We start from the raw sequence: 15,645 nt of genomic DNA, 5'->3' as shown, positions 1-15,645 counted from the left end.
CAACGATTCTGTCAGAGCGGCTTGCCGCGGTTACCGTGCTGGCTGACGAACGCCTGTATGGCTTTCAGGTCATTTGGCAGGACCGTGCAGCGTTCCTCACGCTCGAAAAGATCAGACATATGTGCAGGTAGCTCAAGCGCTTTTCCTACGCCTGCCTTCTCCACAGCCTCGGGGAATTTGACCGGATGCGCCGTGCCCAGAATCACCATCGGCGTGTCCAGGCTGCGACGGCACTCACGAGCGGCTCTGACACCGATCGCCGTGTGCGGATCCAGCAGCTCGCCGGTTTTTGCAAACACGTCGGCGATGGTTTCGCAGGTTTGCTCGTCACTGACTGCCAGGGAGTCGAACAGCTTGCGCGTTTCGGTCCAGCGCTCTTCTTCAACGCTGAAACCACCACCTTGCCTGAAGCTGTTCATCAGCTCGGCAATGGCCAGACCGTTGCGACCGTGCATGTCGAACAGCAGACGCTCGAAGTTGGACGACACCATGATGTCCATCGACGGCGACAGCGTGGCGTGCAGGGTTTCCTTGACGTACTGATTGCCACTCATGAAGCGGTGCAGGATGTCATTGCGGTTGGTGGCCACGATCAACTGATTGATCGGCAGCCCCATGTTGCGCGCCAGGTAGCCGGCGAAGATATCGCCGAAGTTGCCGGTCGGCACGGAGAACGACACGGAACGCGCCGGGCCGCCCAGTTGCAGCGAGGCGTGGAAGTAGTAGACGATCTGGGCCATGATCCGCGCCCAGTTGATCGAGTTGACCGCGACCAGACGCGTACCTTTCAGGAAGCTCTGATCGGCGAAGCTGGCCTTGACCATCTCCTGGCAGTCGTCGAAGTTTCCTTCCACGGCGATGTTGTGGATGTTGTCGCCGAAGATGGTGGTCATCTGACGGCGCTGAACATCGGACACACGATTGTTCGGGTGCAGAATGAAGATATCGACGTTGTCGCAGCGGCGGCAGCCTTCGATGGCAGCCGAGCCGGTATCGCCGGAAGTGGCGCCAATGATGACCACGCGCTCGCCGCGCTTGGCCAGCACGTAATCCAGCAGACGACCGAGCAGTTGCAGGGCGAAATCCTTGAACGCCAGGGTCGGGCCGTGGAACAGCTCAAGCACCCACTCGTTGCCGTTCAATTGACGCAGCGGCGCGACCGCGCTGTGAGCAAAGACGCCGTAGGTCTCTTCAAGAATCTGTTTGAAGTCGGCGTCCGGGATGCTGCCGGTCACGAAGGGACGCATCACCCGGAAGGCCAGCTCGTGATACGGCAGGCCTGCCCAGGAAGCAATTTCCTCCTGAGTGAAGCGCGGCAGGTTTTCAGGAACATACAAGCCGCCATCGGTGGCCAGGCCAGCCAGCAGCACGTCTTCGAAATTCAGCGCAGGCGCTTGGCCGCGAGTACTGATATAGCGCATGGGATCAAACCTTTGGTTTGAGCTTCAAGCCCGCAGCGTGCAGCCGCAGGCTTGCAGCTGAAGTTAATTCAGATGTTCGACACGGATGCGAACCACCGGGCCCACAACGTCCTGCAGGGCTTCCAGAGCCTTGATGGCGTCGTTGATGCGCTGTTCGATCACGCGATGCGTCAGCAGGATCATGGGCACCAGACCGTCATGCTCTTCGACTTCTTTCTGCATGATCGATTCGATATTGATGCCGCGCTCGGACAGGATGCTCGCCACCTGCGCCAGCACGCCCGGATGGTCCTTGGCCTGAATGCGCAGGTAGTAGGCGCTTTCGCAGGCTTCGATCGGCAGAATCGGGTGAGCCGACAGCGAATCGGGCTGGAAGGCCAGGTGTGGCACACGGTTCTCGGGGTCGGAGGTCATGGCACGTACGACGTCGACCAGATCGGCGATGACCGACGACGCTGTAGGTTCCATGCCAGCGCCTGCACCGTAGAACAGGGTCGAACCCGACGCATCACCGTTGACCATCACCGCATTCATCACACCGTTGACGTTGGCGATCAGACGATCGGCCGGGATCAGGGTCGGGTGTACTCGCAATTCGATACCTTGGGCGGTGCTGCGCGCCACACCCAGATGCTTGATGCGATAGCCCAGCGCTTCGGCGTAGTTCACGTCAGCGGTGGTGAGTTTGGTGATGCCTTCGGTATAAGCCTTGTCGAACTGCAACGGGATACCGAACGCGATGGACGCCAGAATCGTCAGCTTGTGCGCCGCATCGATACCTTCAACGTCGAAAGTCGGATCGGCTTCGGCGTAACCCAGCGCCTGGGCTTCAGCCAGCACGTCAGGGAACGTGCGGCCCTTTTCACGCATTTCAGTGAGGATGAAGTTGCCAGTGCCATTGATGATGCCGGCGACCCAGTTGATGCGGTTCGCCGACAGGCCTTCACGAATCGCCTTGATGACCGGGATGCCGCCCGCGACGGCTGCTTCGAAGGCGACAATGACGCCCTTCTCGCGAGCCCTGGCAAAGATCTCGTTGCCGTGAACGGCAATCAGCGCCTTGTTGGCGGTGACCACGTGCTTGCCGTTCTCGATGGCCTTGAGCACCAGTTCGCGCGCGATGGTGTAGCCACCGATCAGCTCGATGATGATGTCGATTTCAGGGTTGCTGGCAACAGCGAACACATCACTGGTCGTAGGCGTACCGGTAATCTGGCAGTTGGGGTTTGGTGTACGAACCGCAATTTGCGCGACCTCGATTCCACGCCCGGCACGGCGGGCAATCTCCTCGGCGTTACGCTTGAGTACGTTGAAAGTACCGCCACCGACAGTACCCAGCCCACATATGCCTACTTTGACCGGTTTCACTGATGAACTCCCCGAAAAACAGCCGAACCTGAATCGACTGTGAAAAACAGTCGCGTATCGCCACGCGACCACAATTTAGCGAGACGACGGCAAGGCCGTCATGTCAGGTCGCGGGCGTGCCCGACGACCAGAACGCCTGACACGAACTACTTGGCACCCAGTGCCAGTTTGGCAACCTGGGCTGCGGGTTGATAGCCCGGAATGACCTGACCATCGGCCAGGACAATCGCCGGCGTGCCGTTTACCCCAATGGACTGACCCAGTTCGTATTGCCGGGTGACCGGGTTGTCGCACTTGGCGGCCTTGATGTCTTTGCCATCGACCATGCGATCCATGGCCGCTTTACGATCCTTGGAGCACCAGACAGCCTGCAACTGCTGGTCACCCGGCGAACCCAGCCCCTGGCGCGGGAACGCAAGGTAACGCACCTCGACACCCATCTTGTTCAACTGGCCGACTTCTTCGTGAAGCTTATGGCAGTAAGGGCACGTGGTGTCGGTGAATACCGTGATGTGCGATTTGGTCTCGCCGACCGCCGGATAGACCACCATTTCGGCAGCGGGAATGGCGTTGATGGTCTTGGAAATGGCCAGACGCTCGGTCTTCTCGGTCAGATTGACCGGCTTGCCGTTCTGCACCTGAAACAGGTAACCCTGAACCACGAACTGCCCGTCGGCGCTGGCGTACAGAACGCGGCCGCCTTTGAGCTTGACCTCATAGAGGCCATTGAGCGGGCTGGGCGCAATGCTTTCAACCGGCAGTTCCAGTTGGAGCGTATCAAGGGTCTTGCGAATGGCCTGCTCAGGGGCGGCATCGGCCTGGGCAAACGTACTGAACGTGCCGGCCAGTGCAACGACGGCGGCAGCGAAAATCTGGGGCAAGCGCATGAAAACTCCTATGACGGCGGACAGACGAACCACTGCTGAGAGGGAGAAGGTCGGTCTGGTTCTGCGAAACCGGCAAAGCCTATCACATAAGGCCTGTAACACCGACCCGGACTGACGTCAGACGCGTCGGAAATTGCAGCCGTAACTACCCTCGCGGATGGTGCCTGGCATGCAGGTCCTGCAACCTGGCGCGTGCTACATGAGTATAGATCTGCGTGGTCGACAAGTCGCTGTGCCCCAGCAGCATCTGCACCACCCGAAGGTCGGCGCCATGGTTGAGCAAATGCGTGGCAAACGCATGGCGCAACGTGTGAGGTGACAAGGATTTATCGATGCCGGCAACCATGGCCTGGTGCTTGATCCGGTGCCAGAAGGTCTGTCGGGTCATCTGCTCGCCGCGCTGACTGGGAAACAGGACGTCACTGGGACGACCGTTCAACAGTTCGTCCCGAGCGCCGCGCATGTAGCGCTCGACCCAGACGATAGCCTCTTCGCCCATCGGCACCAGACGCTCCTTGCTGCCCTTGCCCATCACCCGCAGTACACCCTGACGCAGGTTGACCTGCTCCAGTGTCAGACTGATCAGTTCCGTAACACGCAGGCCGCAGGCGTACAGCACTTCCAGCATCGCCCGATCCCGCTCACCGATGGCTTCGCTCAGGTCCGGTGCCGCCAGCAACGCCTCGACATCCGCTTCGGACAGTGACTTGGGGAGCGGTTTGCCCAACTGGGGCATGTCGATCTGCAGGGTAGGATCGACTGCGATCAGCTTTTCGCGCAACAGATAGCGGTAGAAACCGCGCGCACCCGACAGAAAACGCGCGGTTGAGCGCGGCTTGTAGACCTGATCCACGCGCCACGCCAAATGATCGAGAATCGCCTCGCGCCCCGCGCTCGGCAGATCGATGTTGCGCTCCTGCAGCCAGCCGTTAAACAAGGCCAGGTCGCTGCGGTAGGCGTCACGGGTGTTGTCGGAAAGGCCTTTTTCCAGCCAGAGAGCGTCTAGAAACTGGTCAATCAGCGGATGGTCGATGGCAGGCATGGCTACTCGGGGGCTTGTACAGGAGCGGGAAGGTCAATCATTAAACACCAGACAACAAAAAAGCAGCCCGAAGGCTGCTTTTTTTATGCATCGAAAAACTGTATCAGGACAGTTTTTCCTTGATGCGAGCTGCTTTACCGGACAGGTCACGCAGGTAGTACAGTTTGGCCTTGCGAACGTCACCGCGACGTTTCACAGCCATGCTGTCGATTTGCGGGCTGTAAGTCTGGAAAGTACGCTCAACGCCAACACCGTTGGAGATTTTACGAACAGTGAAAGCACTGTTCACGCCACGGTTACGCTTGGCAATTACAACGCCTTCAAAGGCTTGCAGACGAGCGCGGTCGCCTTCCTTCACTTTCACCTGAACGACAATAGTGTCGCCTGGGGCAAAGGTAGGGATCTCTTTGGTCATCTGCTCTGCTTCGAGGGCAAGAATGATTTTGTTAGTCATGCTGGTGCTCCTAAGGTAATCCGTCTGGATCGACCATCGATACGTTAACTATCGTCCCGCTCGCGGATGTATTCCGCCAGCAGCTTCTTCTCTTCTCCAGAAAGCGAGCGGCTTTCCAGAAGATCAGCGCGTCGTTCATAGGTCCGCCCGAGGGACTGCTGTAAACGCCAACGCCGGATGTGCGCGTGATTGCCACTTAGCAACACGTCGGGAACACGCTGATCCGCATACACCTCAGGTCGGGTGTAATGCGGGCAATCCAGCAGACCGTCCGTGAAGGAATCTTCCTCCGCGGAGTCCACATGCCCTAAAGCTCCAGGCAGCAGCCGCGTAACCGCGTCAATCAGGACCATCGCCGGCAGCTCGCCACCGGAAAGAACATAGTCACCAATCGACCACTCTTCATCGACATGAGCCTCAATAAAGCGCTCGTCAATGCCTTCATAACGACCGGCGATGAGGATAATCGCGTCCTCCTGCGCCAGTTCGCGTACCGCAGACTGATCCAGCTTGCGGCCTTGTGGCGACAGGTAGATCACCTTCGCCGCATCCCCCGCCGCTTGCCTGGCCTGAACCAGAGCATCTTCAAGGGGCTTGATCTTCATCACCATGCCCGGACCACCGCCAAATGGGCGATCATCCACAGTGTGATGGCGATCAGTGGTGTAATCCCGCGGATTCCAACAAGTGAGCTGCAACAGCCCCTGTTTCACCGCACGGCTGGTAATACCGTATTCGCTGATGGCGGAAAACATCTCGGGAAACAGACTGATGACTTCTATGCGTAGGCTAGCCATGGCACTCAGAAGTCCGCATCCCAATCCACCTTCATCTCGCCAGCATCCAGGTCAACTGCCAACACGCATTGCTCCGTATAGGGCAACAGGCGTTCGCGATCATCTAGGCTACCCGCGCAGGGCTTTACAACCATTACATCGTTCGAACCGGTTTCGAGCAGGTGATCGATTTTCCCGAGCAGTTGCTCGTGTTGATCAATGACCTTGAGGCCTTCAAGCTGGTACCAGTAGTACTCGCCATCGTCCAGATCAGGGAACAGGTTACGCGGCACGCAGATTTCGTAACCGGACAGAAGACGGGCTTCTTCACGATCATCGAGATCTTTGAGCTTTGCGACCAGAAACTTGCTCTGCAAGCGTCCGCTGACCAGCTCAACCTGCTTCTCAACGCTGCCTTCGCGCCGAAGCGTCCAGGTTTTGTAGTCCAACAGGTTTCCAATCGGATCAGTAAAGGAAAAAACCTTCACTTCGCCGCGAACGCCATGAACTGAGTAAATCTTGCCAATGACGATCAGATCGTCGGCAGGTGCAGGCGTCGCGTTCATAAGACTCAGGCCGCGGCCTTTGCCTTGTTGTGCTCTTTGAGCAGCTGTGCAACGCGCTCGGAAGTTTGTGCACCCACGCTCAACCAGTAGTTGACGCGTTCTTCGTTAACGGACAAACGGATTTCCTGACCACGGGCAACCGGGTTGAAGAAACCTACTTGTTCCTTGTGGGAACCGTCACGAGCGTTGCGGCTGTCGGTAACGGTCAAGTGGTAAAACGGGCGCTTTTTGGAGCCGCCAAGGGCAAGACGGATGGTTAGCATTGAACATCGTTCCTGTAGTCGGTGCTGCAAATCTAAGATGCACAGCGGGCATAGGTGCCCGAAAGGCCGCATATTCTAAGGAATATCCCGACTTTTGCAAATGTCTTTTTCCGGTGCCTATCGGCGTGCCATCCAGATTTGCCAGAGCGCTGTCGGTATGACAGCAGGTAGAAGCCCGCACAACGCGGGCTGAGCGGGGGTCACCCCCCATGCGGGACGCGCGCAAGACACTCCGCGCGCGACACAATCACATCTTTGGCATGCCGCCGCCGGGGAACATTCCACCCATGCCGCGCATCATTTTTGCCATTCCGCCCTTGGCGGAGAATTTCTTCATCATCTTCTGCATCTGCTTGTGCTGCTTGATCAGACGCCCGATGTCCTGAACCTGAGTGCCCGACCCCATCGAAATGCGGCGCTTGCGCGAGCCGCTGATCAGATCAGGATCACGACGCTCGGCCGGAGTCATCGAGTTGATGATGGCTTCCATCTGCTTGAACTGCTTCTCGGCTGCGCCCTGAGCGTTGCCCATCTGAGAGAGATTGACGCCACCGATGCTCGGCAGTTTGTCCATCAGGCCGCCGAGGCCGCCCATGTTCTTCATCTGTTGCAGCTGATCGCGGAAGTCTTCGAGGTCGAAGCCCTTGCCCTTCTTCAGCTTCTTGGCCAGTTTGTCGGCCTTGTCCTTGTCGAGGGTCTGTTCGGCCTGCTCGATCAGGCTGAGCACATCGCCCATGCCCAGGATGCGGGAGGCTATACGGTCCGGATGGAATGGTTCGAGCGCATCGCTCTTTTCACCCATACCGATGAACTTGATCGGCTTGCCGGTAATTGCCCGCACCGACAATGCAGCACCGCCACGCGCATCGCCATCGACCTTGGTCAGGATCACGCCGGTCAGTGGCAGCGCATCGCCGAAGGCTTTGGCGGTGTTGGCAGCATCCTGGCCGGTCATGGCGTCGACGACGAACAGTGTCTCGGCCGGCTTGACCGCCGCATGCAGGGACTGGATCTCGCCCATCATCTCGGCGTCGATGTGCAGACGGCCGGCGGTGTCGACAATCACGACATCGATGAACTTGAGCTTCGCTTCTTTAATAGCAGCCTGGGCGATGTCCACTGGCTTCTGGCTGATGTCGGACGCGAAGAACGTCACGCCGATGTCGTTGGCCAGGGTTTCCAGCTGCTTGATGGCGGCGGGACGATACACGTCGACCGACACCACCATCACGGTTTTCTTCTTTCGCTCTTTGAGGAAGCGTGCCAGCTTGCCTGCGGTGGTGGTCTTGCCCGCACCCTGCAGGCCGGCCATCAGCACGACGGCCGGTGGCGTGACGTTGAGCACCAGGTCTTCGTTAGCCGCGCCCATCAGGCTTTCGAGCTCGGCCTGGACGATCTTCACGAACGCCTGGCCCGGCGTCAGGCTGCGCGACACTTCGGTGCCGACTGCACGTTCCTTGACGTTGTTGACGAAGTCCTTCACCACGGGCAAAGCGACGTCGGCCTCGAGCAAAGCCATACGCACTTCGCGCAAGGTATCTTTGATGTTGTCCTCGTTCAGCTTGGCTTTGCCAGTTACGTGGCGAAGCGTCTGCGAGAGGCGGTCTGTCAGATTTTCAAACATGCGCGATCCTTTCAGGCTCTCGTCGAACCCCGGTTGATGCGGCCCGGCCCGTGATGCAGAAATGGCGCTCGGCGAGCCTGCGGCTTGAGCAGGTCGCGGATTATAGCGAAGACTCCGCTGCACGGACACCACGCAGACTGCTTCTGTGGCCTTTCGTGATTTGTGGGTTCTATGCCAAACTCACCCTCTTTCCAGGCCCGTCCTTCAGGATCTATGTCCCCTTTGCCACCCAGCCTGCTTCCCAGCCTCGCCGCCGCCAGCCTTTACGCCGCTGCGACCGCCTATCAGGGCCTTCGCCTGAGCCAGACCACAAGGCCCGACAAACGGCTGCTTTGCCTGCTTGGCACTCTGGCCGTCATCGCTCATGCCATTGGTCTTTTCTCGCAACTGGCACGCCCCGCAGGCCTTGGCCTGGATTTTTTCAATTCGGCCAGCCTTATTGCAGCTTCGGTTATCGCAGTGACCTTGATCGCCACGGCGCGCATTCCGGTTGAAAACCTTCTCGTCCTGCTGTTTCCGCTCGGCATGATCACCGCCCTGCTGGCGCAATTTGCGCCCAGCGGCACAGTGCAGCCGATCGAAGAAGAACCCGGCATCCTGAGCCATATCCTGCTGTCGCTGCTGGCCTACGGCATGTTCACCATTGCGGTGTTTCAGTCGTTGCTGCTGCTGGTCCAGGACTATCAGCTCAAGCACAAACACCCGTTGGGTCTGATCAAGAACTTCCCGCCGCTGCAGACCATGGAGAGCCTGCTGTTCGGCTTCCTGTGGGCGGGCTGGACCCTGCTGTCGCTGTCGCTGATCTCGGGCTGGCTGTTCGTCGAGAATCTGTTTGCCCAGCACCTGGCTCACAAAACCCTGTTGGCCTGTCTGGCCTGGATAGTGTTCAGTGTCCTGTTGTGGGGCCGTAACCGCCTGGGCTGGCGTGGGCACAAGGCCATTCGCTGGACGCTGGGCGGCTTCTGCCTGCTGATGCTGGCCTATTTCGGCAGCAAGCTGGTACGCGAATTCATTCTGCATATCTGACGGGCGACGATCATGGATAACCTGCCCATCGGCCCGCTGCTTGGCGTGCTGGCGCTATTGATACTCTGGTCCGGCCTGTTCACCGCTGTCGAAACTGCACACCAGCAACTCAAGATACTGCGCGCAGGCAGCCGCCCGGGCGGAGCGGAGTTTCCCGAACTGGCGTTCAATCTCAACAGCCTGATCCTCAGCAACACGCTGATCAAGGTGCTGATCACCGTCATCGCCACCCTGATCGCAGCCGATTACTGGTTCTATAACGGGCCTACTGTCGCCTGGCTGGGCACGGCTGGCGTGATGCTGGTGTTTGCCGAATACATGCCGCGCCGCCTGGCGGGCCGTTATCCTGTTTCAACGCTGCTGCTGGGTAATGGCCTGCTGCGCATCCCCATGAAACTCCTCTGGCCAGCGACGTACGTGTTCAACGTCGTCGCCAAAACCCTGTTGCGCCCATTGCTGAAGGGCAACGCGCAGGATCCTGGCCGGGAATTCGACGAAGAAGCGCAAAAATCCGTTCATCACGATGGCGTTCACGAACATTATCCGCAGGCCAACGTGCTGTCAGGCGTACAGGCGCTGGACAGCATTACGGTCAATGACATCCTGATCCCTCGCAGCGAAGTGGATGGCGTCAACCTCGATGACTCCATCGAGCTGATCATCGAGCGGCTGATCATTTCGCGCCATACACGCCTGCCGGTGTTTCACAACGACATCAATCAGGTGCAGGGCGTGATCAACACACGCGAAATCAGCCACCTGCTGCCCAAGGGCACGCTGACCAAGGAGCAATTGCTGGCGGTCTGTTATGAACCGTATTTCGTTCCTGAAAGCACGCCGCTGCAACTGCAACTGCTCAACTTCCATAAACAGCAGCGTCGTCTTGGCGTGGTAGTCGATGAGTACGGCGAAGTGTTGGGGATTGTCACGCTGGAAGACATTCTCGAAGAAATCGTCGGCGAATTCGAAAACGAGCAGGCGCTGGACAACCCGCACATCAAACGCCAGGAAGATGGACGGCTTGAAGTGGAAGGCGCGGCATCCATACGCGACCTGAACAAAAGCCTGGGTTGGCACTTGCCGTCGGACGGCCCGAAAACCCTGAACGGGCTGGTGACCGAAGCCCTGGAAACCATCCCCGACGCCCCGGTCTGCCTGAAGATAGGCCCGTACCGGCTGGAAATTCTTGAAACCGAAGACAACCGCGTCAAACGGGTTGCCATGTGGCAGAACGCCCCCAGCAGGGTTTTCAAGTAGCGATCGACGTCACAGCGGCTCTGTAAGCACTTGTTTCAGAGCCGGACTGCTTCCTATAATCGAAACGCTTATCCAAGCCCGGCTTTCGTTGTGCTACCCGCACAGGACGCGAACTCCCGGTAGCCTGATCGCCCCACGCCTTATCTGGCTCACGCTCCATCCACGAGCGAAGCCACGCCCCTGCCCAACCGGGCTACGCTGCTCAGCGCTGCGCCAACATGACACGACTATCACAATAACGAATGCTTGCTGGCGTGCATCCGCGCACCGACAGACAAGCCGACCGTCAGGGATAACCGCATGACCAGCACCTCAACCGTTCATGAAGACGACACTGTCGCAACGCCACCCGTGAACTCTGCGACTCGCGTTGCGACGGCCAGCTTCATTGGCACTGCCATCGAGTTTTACGATTTCTACGTGTACGCCACCGCCGCTGCCCTGGTAATCGGTCCGGTGTTCTTTCCGCAGACATCCGGCACCGCACAGATGCTGTCGTCGTTTCTGACGTTCGGCATCGCCTTTCTTGCTCGCCCGCTGGGCTCGGCGCTGTTTGGCCATTTCGGTGATCGTATCGGCCGCAAGTCGACGCTGGTCGCCTCGCTCTTGCTGATGGGCATCTGTACCACCTTGATTGGCGTGCTTCCCGGCTACGCAACCATCGGCGCCTGGGCTCCGATTCTGTTGTGTGTACTGCGCTTCGGCCAGGGTCTGGGCCTGGGGGGTGAATGGGGCGGAGCCGCGTTACTGGCGACGGAGAACGCGCCCAAGGGCAAGCGCGCCTGGTTCGGCATGTTCCCGCAACTGGGGCCCTCCATCGGTTTCCTGGCCGCCAACGGCCTGTTCCTGACGCTGGCCATGACCCTGAGCGACGAACAGTTCCGCGCATGGGGCTGGCGTATTCCGTTTCTGCTCAGCGCGTTGCTGGTCATGGTCGGGCTGTACGTGCGCCTGAAGCTGGAAGAAACACCGGTCTTTGCCCAGGCCATGGCGCGTCATGAGCGGGTCAGGATGCCGATTGTCGAGACCTTCCGCGATCACTGGAAGCCCATGCTACTGGGTGCCGCCTCGATGGTGGTGTGCTATGCGCTGTTTTACATCTCGACGGTGTTTTCGCTGAGTTATGGCGTCTCGACACTGGGCTACACCCGCGAAACCTTCCTGGGCCTGCTGTGCTTTGCAGTGCTGTTCATGGCGGCTGCCACGCCACTCGCGGCGTTGGCGAGCGACCGTTATGGACGCAAACCGGTCCTGCTGGTCGGTGGCGTGCTGGCAATTTTGTCAGGTTTTGCGATGGAACCCCTGCTGACCCACGGCACCACATGGGGCGTAGCGTTGTTCCTGTGCATCGAGCTATTCCTGATGGGCGTGACCTTTGCACCGATGGGTGCGCTGCTGCCTGAGCTTTTTCCCACGCAGGTGCGCTACACCGGCGCGTCGGCTGCCTACAACCTGGGTGGAATTGTCGGGGCGTCGGTTGCACCCTTCTTCGCCCAGAAACTGGTGGCGATGGGCGGTTTGAGCTGGGTGGGCGGGTATGTGTCGGCAGCAGCGCTGATCAGCGTGCTGGCGGTGCTGTGCCTGAAAGAGACACGCAATGATGATTTGAATCGGGTGGGTTGAACACATTCACAATTAACCCTGATCGTGCCCATGGGCACGATCAGGGACAATTTTACAGCTCGACCTTGACCGCCTGCGATGCGCGGGTCGCCTTGGCGCGAGCGGCCTCAATGGACTCGTCACGTGCCAGGGCTACGCCCATGCGGCGCTGGCCATTGACTTCCGGCTTGCCGAACAGACGCAAGGCCGTGTCCGGTTCGGCCAGTGCGGCACCGAGGTTGGAAAACGCGGTTTGCGTCGACTGACCTTCAACCAGAATCACGGCCGAAGCGGATGGACCGAACTGACGGATCAGCGGAACCGGCAGGCCAAGAATGGCGCGTGCGTGCAACGCGAACTGCGACAGGTCCTGCGAAATCAGCGTGACCAGGCCCGTGTCATGCGGACGCGGCGAGACTTCGCTGAACCATACCTGATCACCCTTGATGAATAGCTCGACGCCGAAGATCCCACGACCACCCAGCGCCTCGGTCACGGCCTTGGCTACACGCTCGGACTCTGCCAGCGCTGCCGGGCTCATGGCCTGTGGCTGCCAGGATTCCTGGTAGTCGCCTTTTTCCTGACGATGACCGACCGGTGCGCAGAACGTGGTGCCGCCCACATGGCGCACGGTCAGCAGGGTGATTTCGTAATCGAAGTCGATGAAGCCTTCGACGATGACCCGACCTTTGCCGGCACGGCCACCCTCTTGAGCGTAATCCCAGGCCTTCTGCACGTCGTCAGTGCTTTTGAGCAGGCTCTGGCCCTTGCCGGAAGAACTCATGACCGGCTTGACCACGCACGGGAAGCCCAGGTCCTCGACGGCCTTGCTGTAAGCCTCGAAGGTGTCGGCAAAGTGGTAAGGCGAGGTCGGCAGCTTCAGCTCTTCAGCGGCCAGGCGACGGATGCCTTCGCGGTTCATGGTCAGCTGGGCTGCGCGCGCGGTCGGGATAACGGTGAAACCTTCCGCTTCCAGCTCCACCAGCGTGGCGGTGGCGATGGCTTCGATTTCCGGAACGATGAAATGCGGCTTTTCGGCCTCGATCACGGCACGCAGTGCAGCGCCGTCGAGCATGTTGACCACATGACTGCGATGAGCCACCTGCATGGCCGGCGCGTTCGCATAGCGATCGACTGCAATCACTTCGACGCCCAGGCGTTGCAGCTCGATCACGACTTCCTTACCCAGTTCGCCGCTGCCGCAGAACAGTACGCGCGTCGCGGTAGGCGACAGTGGAGTTCCGATTTGAGTCATCTCAGGTCCTCGTGGAGCAGATATCGAGGGCAGCCCGCCGTGTGCGAGCGACCGCTGTGGAGAAAGGCGCGCAATTTACCACGAAGCCCCGGCAAATGGGGGCTCAACCCGGACAAGCGTTGTTGCGCGCACGCCAGGCCATGATCATCCAGACGGCAGTCACGCCAGCGAACTTGGAGAGCAAGGCAGTCAGCACAACCGGCGCTGTCAGGGCATCGATCATGCCGAAGAAGATGAAGGTGTCCAGCGGGATACTCAGCGCAGAGCTGATCCACAGGCGGTCACGCAACGGACGCCTGGTGATGGTGAACACCAGCCAGTCGATGCACTCGGAGACTGCGAACGCCGTGGCGCTGGCCAGGGCAATGGTTGGATCACTGGTGATGTACGACAGCACCAACGCGGCCAGCATGGCGAGAATCGCGCCGTGGCCGAAACGGATCTGCACCATATCGCGCAACACAAAGACCAACCCGCCCCACGCCGACCAGATGATGTCCAGGTGCGGTGCGCTGGAAAATGCGAAGTTGATCAGCACGACGCTGCCGATATAAGCGATCAGAAAAAGCATGGCGGTACTGCTGCCTGAAAAAATGGGGGCCAATGGTAGCAGCCGCGGGCGCAGCGGTGGGAATGGTTACGGGCTGCTCATCGCTCCTCGCCAGGGCTCAGCCCTTGCCACCCACCGTCCACATCATGCCGCTGGCCCTGGCCCGGTCATCGCACAGACCCAGCACGACACGACGCTCGTCATTGCTCATGCGGCTCCAGCGGGTGATTTCGCTCACGGTGCGCTGGCAACCGGTGCAGACATCGTCCTCGTCCAGTGCGCAAATGCTGACACAGGGTGAACGGACCGGCTTTTCGATAATCGATTCAGTGCTCATCACTCTTCCTGCACGGCTAGATCGCGGGCGTAGCGCTGGGCGTTGTGTACGTAATGGGCGGCGCTGGCTTCGAGCATTTTCTTCTGCACATCGGTGAGTTCGCGGACGATTTTACCCGGAGACCCCATCACCAGAGAGCCATCAGGGATGACCTTGCCTTCGCCGATCAGCGAATTGGCGCCAATGATGCAGTATTTCCCGATCTTTGCGCCGTTGAGAATGACCGCGTTGATACCGATCAGGCTGAAATCGTCGACGCTACAGCCGTGCAGCATAGCGTTGTGGCCGATGGTCACACCTTTGCCGATGTTCAGCGGCGACCCCATGTCGGTGTGCATGACTGTGCCGTCCTGCACGTTGCTGTTCTCGCCAATATGAATCAGCTCGTTATCACCGCGTAATACCGCGTTGAACCAGACACTGGCGCCCGCCTCCAGCCTGACCTTGCCGATCAATACCGCATTGGGCGCAACCCAGCTGTGCGGGTCGGTCTGAACGCGGGATTCTCCCAGTCGGTATTTCATGCACTTTCCTCAGGCTGGCCACGCTCGTGGGCATGACTCTTTATGGATGACACGGCGTTCAGGTGGTGGAGCGTTCGGGCGGATGATGCAGGCTGATCTTCGTGCCGTACATCACATTGACCAGTTCGACGATCATGATCGCCGTCAGCCCCCAGATCTTGTATTCGCCATAACGATAGCTGGGGACGTACCAACTGCGACCTTCGTAATCGATGCGATGCGTGTGTTCGCGAGTGTCCTGACGAAAGAACTCCAGCGGCACACTGAACACGGCAGCGATCTCGCCATCGTTAGGCCGGTACTCGACAAAATCGGGAACCACACCCACATAAGGGGTCACTTTGATACCGTGCTTGGAAATCAGCGGGCTCAAGGGGCCGACGATTTCCACGAGACCGGGCGGCAGGCCGATTTCTTCCTCGGCTTCACGCAGTGCGGTGAAAATCAGGTCGGGATCTCCGGGGTCGCGGTGCCCACCGGGAAACGCGACTTCGCCACCATGAGTGGAAAGCCCACTGGCGCGCAGGGTCAGGATCAACTCAGGTTCGTCACTGCGCGTGACAGGCACCAGCACCGCAGCCTCGGGAAAGAGTCGATCCGTCTCGAGGGTGTCTGGCGTGTGACTGACTACACGGCGAAGTAGCTCATCCAGCATGGGAAATCTCGATCTGTTGCCTGCCTGGCATCATGCAC

The 15,645-nt window shown here is 59.3% G+C and carries 16 protein-coding genes and 2 pseudogenes; 4 read left to right on the top strand and 14 right to left on the bottom strand.

Annotated elements, in window-relative coordinates:
• Window positions 1-11: 11 nt before the first annotated feature.
• The 9 genes from thrC to ffh all read right to left on the bottom strand — a co-directional run bounded on the left by thrC (window position 12) and on the right by ffh (window position 8,401).
• Window positions 12-1,421, bottom strand: coding sequence for a threonine synthase (gene thrC / locus BUB69_RS07160; RefSeq protein ID WP_073163837.1), 1,410 nt, complete (start codon window positions 1,419-1,421; stop codon window positions 12-14).
• A 63-nt stretch (window positions 1,422-1,484) separates the two neighbouring features.
• A complete protein-coding gene (locus tag BUB69_RS07155; RefSeq protein WP_073163834.1) occupies window positions 1,485-2,789 on the bottom strand; it encodes a homoserine dehydrogenase in 1,305 nt (434 codons plus the stop codon).
• Between the two features lie 146 nt (window positions 2,790-2,935).
• On the bottom strand, window positions 2,936-3,676 hold the full coding sequence (dsbC, locus tag BUB69_RS07150; RefSeq protein WP_073163831.1) for a bifunctional protein-disulfide isomerase/oxidoreductase DsbC: 741 nt from the start codon (window positions 3,674-3,676) through the stop codon (window positions 2,936-2,938).
• Between the two features lie 145 nt (window positions 3,677-3,821).
• Entirely contained in the window at window positions 3,822-4,718 is an 897-nt protein-coding gene (xerD, locus tag BUB69_RS07145) for a site-specific tyrosine recombinase XerD (RefSeq protein WP_073163828.1), read from the bottom strand.
• A gap of 103 nt (window positions 4,719-4,821) precedes the next feature.
• Window positions 4,822-5,172 (bottom strand): 50S ribosomal protein L19, encoded by a 351-nt coding sequence (gene rplS, locus BUB69_RS07140; RefSeq protein WP_002552524.1) that lies wholly within the window; start codon window positions 5,170-5,172, stop codon window positions 4,822-4,824.
• A 44-nt stretch (window positions 5,173-5,216) separates the two neighbouring features.
• Window positions 5,217-5,969 carry a tRNA (guanosine(37)-N1)-methyltransferase TrmD gene (trmD, locus tag BUB69_RS07135; RefSeq protein ID WP_004878872.1) on the bottom strand — a complete coding sequence of 251 codons (753 nt, stop codon included), beginning with the start codon at window positions 5,967-5,969 and terminating at the stop codon, window positions 5,217-5,219.
• A gap of 5 nt (window positions 5,970-5,974) precedes the next feature.
• Window positions 5,975-6,514 (bottom strand): ribosome maturation factor RimM, encoded by a 540-nt coding sequence (gene rimM, locus BUB69_RS07130; RefSeq protein WP_073163825.1) that lies wholly within the window; start codon window positions 6,512-6,514, stop codon window positions 5,975-5,977.
• Between the two features lie 5 nt (window positions 6,515-6,519).
• Complete coding sequence (rpsP, locus tag BUB69_RS07125; protein WP_024685933.1) at window positions 6,520-6,777, bottom strand: 30S ribosomal protein S16; 258 nt, start codon at window positions 6,775-6,777, stop codon at window positions 6,520-6,522.
• 247 nt (window positions 6,778-7,024) lie between these two features.
• A complete protein-coding gene (ffh, locus tag BUB69_RS07120; protein ID WP_004878868.1) occupies window positions 7,025-8,401 on the bottom strand; it encodes a signal recognition particle protein in 1,377 nt (458 codons plus the stop codon).
• Between the two features lie 213 nt (window positions 8,402-8,614).
• Here ffh and BUB69_RS07115 point away from each other — a divergent pair, with 213 nt between their 5' ends.
• The 4 genes and pseudogenes from BUB69_RS07115 to BUB69_RS07105 all read left to right on the top strand — a co-directional run bounded on the left by BUB69_RS07115 (window position 8,615) and on the right by BUB69_RS07105 (window position 12,307).
• Complete coding sequence (locus tag BUB69_RS07115) at window positions 8,615-9,427, top strand: cytochrome C assembly family protein (protein ID WP_073163820.1); 813 nt, start codon at window positions 8,615-8,617, stop codon at window positions 9,425-9,427.
• 12 nt (window positions 9,428-9,439) lie between these two features.
• Window positions 9,440-9,887: pseudogene (locus BUB69_RS29540) on the top strand (DUF21 domain-containing protein); the annotation flags it as partial.
• Between the two features lie 80 nt (window positions 9,888-9,967).
• A pseudogene (locus BUB69_RS29535) lies at window positions 9,968-10,684 on the top strand (transporter associated domain-containing protein); the annotation flags it as partial.
• A 300-nt stretch (window positions 10,685-10,984) separates the two neighbouring features.
• Complete coding sequence (locus BUB69_RS07105) at window positions 10,985-12,307, top strand: MFS transporter (RefSeq protein ID WP_073163814.1); 1,323 nt, start codon at window positions 10,985-10,987, stop codon at window positions 12,305-12,307.
• 52 nt (window positions 12,308-12,359) lie between these two features.
• On the opposite strand, the gene purT is transcribed toward BUB69_RS07105, so the two are convergent.
• The 5 genes from purT to BUB69_RS07080 all read right to left on the bottom strand — a co-directional run bounded on the left by purT (window position 12,360) and on the right by BUB69_RS07080 (window position 15,607).
• Window positions 12,360-13,541 carry a formate-dependent phosphoribosylglycinamide formyltransferase gene (gene purT, locus BUB69_RS07100; protein ID WP_073163809.1) on the bottom strand — a complete coding sequence of 394 codons (1,182 nt, stop codon included), beginning with the start codon at window positions 13,539-13,541 and terminating at the stop codon, window positions 12,360-12,362.
• Window positions 13,542-13,644: 103 nt separating this feature from the next.
• A complete protein-coding gene (locus tag BUB69_RS07095; RefSeq protein ID WP_073163804.1) occupies window positions 13,645-14,112 on the bottom strand; it encodes a preQ0 transporter in 468 nt (155 codons plus the stop codon).
• Window positions 14,113-14,209: 97 nt separating this feature from the next.
• Window positions 14,210-14,428, bottom strand: coding sequence for a DUF1289 domain-containing protein (locus BUB69_RS07090; RefSeq protein ID WP_024685927.1), 219 nt, complete (start codon window positions 14,426-14,428; stop codon window positions 14,210-14,212).
• Window positions 14,428-14,952 carry a gamma carbonic anhydrase family protein gene (locus tag BUB69_RS07085; protein ID WP_073163800.1) on the bottom strand — a complete coding sequence of 175 codons (525 nt, stop codon included), beginning with the start codon at window positions 14,950-14,952 and terminating at the stop codon, window positions 14,428-14,430. Before BUB69_RS07085 ends, BUB69_RS07090 begins: the two co-directional genes overlap by 1 nt.
• 58 nt (window positions 14,953-15,010) lie before the next feature.
• Window positions 15,011-15,607, bottom strand: coding sequence for a CoA pyrophosphatase (locus BUB69_RS07080; RefSeq protein WP_073163796.1), 597 nt, complete (start codon window positions 15,605-15,607; stop codon window positions 15,011-15,013).
• Window positions 15,608-15,645 lie beyond the last annotated feature (38 nt).

Source organism: Pseudomonas asturiensis (assembly GCF_900143095.1).
Lineage (GTDB): Bacteria > Pseudomonadota > Gammaproteobacteria > Pseudomonadales > Pseudomonadaceae > Aquipseudomonas > Aquipseudomonas asturiensis.
The sequence above is the reverse complement of the archived record's forward strand: the minus strand, read 5'-3'. Positions and strand labels throughout refer to the sequence as shown.

Excerpts from the sequence above, each read along its gene's own strand:
- thrC (WP_073163837.1), bottom strand. The coding sequence starts at position 1,421 with ATGCGCTATATCAGTACTCGCGGCCAAGCGCCTGCGCTGAATTTCGAA.
- dsbC (WP_073163831.1), bottom strand. The coding sequence starts at position 3,676 with ATGCGCTTGCCCCAGATTTTCGCTGCCGCCGTCGTTGCACTGGCCGGC.
- xerD (WP_073163828.1), bottom strand. The coding sequence starts at position 4,718 with ATGCCTGCCATCGACCATCCGCTGATTGACCAGTTTCTAGACGCTCTC.
- rplS (WP_002552524.1), bottom strand. The coding sequence starts at position 5,172 with ATGACTAACAAAATCATTCTTGCCCTCGAAGCAGAGCAGATGACCAAA.
- trmD (WP_004878872.1), bottom strand. The coding sequence starts at position 5,969 with ATGGCTAGCCTACGCATAGAAGTCATCAGTCTGTTTCCCGAGATGTTT.
- rimM (WP_073163825.1), bottom strand. The coding sequence starts at position 6,514 with ATGAACGCGACGCCTGCACCTGCCGACGATCTGATCGTCATTGGCAAG.
- rpsP (WP_024685933.1), bottom strand. The coding sequence starts at position 6,777 with ATGCTAACCATCCGTCTTGCCCTTGGCGGCTCCAAAAAGCGCCCGTTT.
- ffh (WP_004878868.1), bottom strand. The coding sequence starts at position 8,401 with ATGTTTGAAAATCTGACAGACCGCCTCTCGCAGACGCTTCGCCACGTA.
- BUB69_RS07115 (WP_073163820.1), top strand. The coding sequence starts at position 8,615 with ATGTCCCCTTTGCCACCCAGCCTGCTTCCCAGCCTCGCCGCCGCCAGC.
- BUB69_RS07105 (WP_073163814.1), top strand. The coding sequence starts at position 10,985 with ATGACCAGCACCTCAACCGTTCATGAAGACGACACTGTCGCAACGCCA.
- purT (WP_073163809.1), bottom strand. The coding sequence starts at position 13,541 with ATGACTCAAATCGGAACTCCACTGTCGCCTACCGCGACGCGCGTACTG.
- BUB69_RS07095 (WP_073163804.1), bottom strand. The coding sequence starts at position 14,112 with ATGCTTTTTCTGATCGCTTATATCGGCAGCGTCGTGCTGATCAACTTC.
- BUB69_RS07090 (WP_024685927.1), bottom strand. The coding sequence starts at position 14,428 with ATGAGCACTGAATCGATTATCGAAAAGCCGGTCCGTTCACCCTGTGTC.
- BUB69_RS07085 (WP_073163800.1), bottom strand. The coding sequence starts at position 14,952 with ATGAAATACCGACTGGGAGAATCCCGCGTTCAGACCGACCCGCACAGC.
- BUB69_RS07080 (WP_073163796.1), bottom strand. The coding sequence starts at position 15,607 with ATGCTGGATGAGCTACTTCGCCGTGTAGTCAGTCACACGCCAGACACC.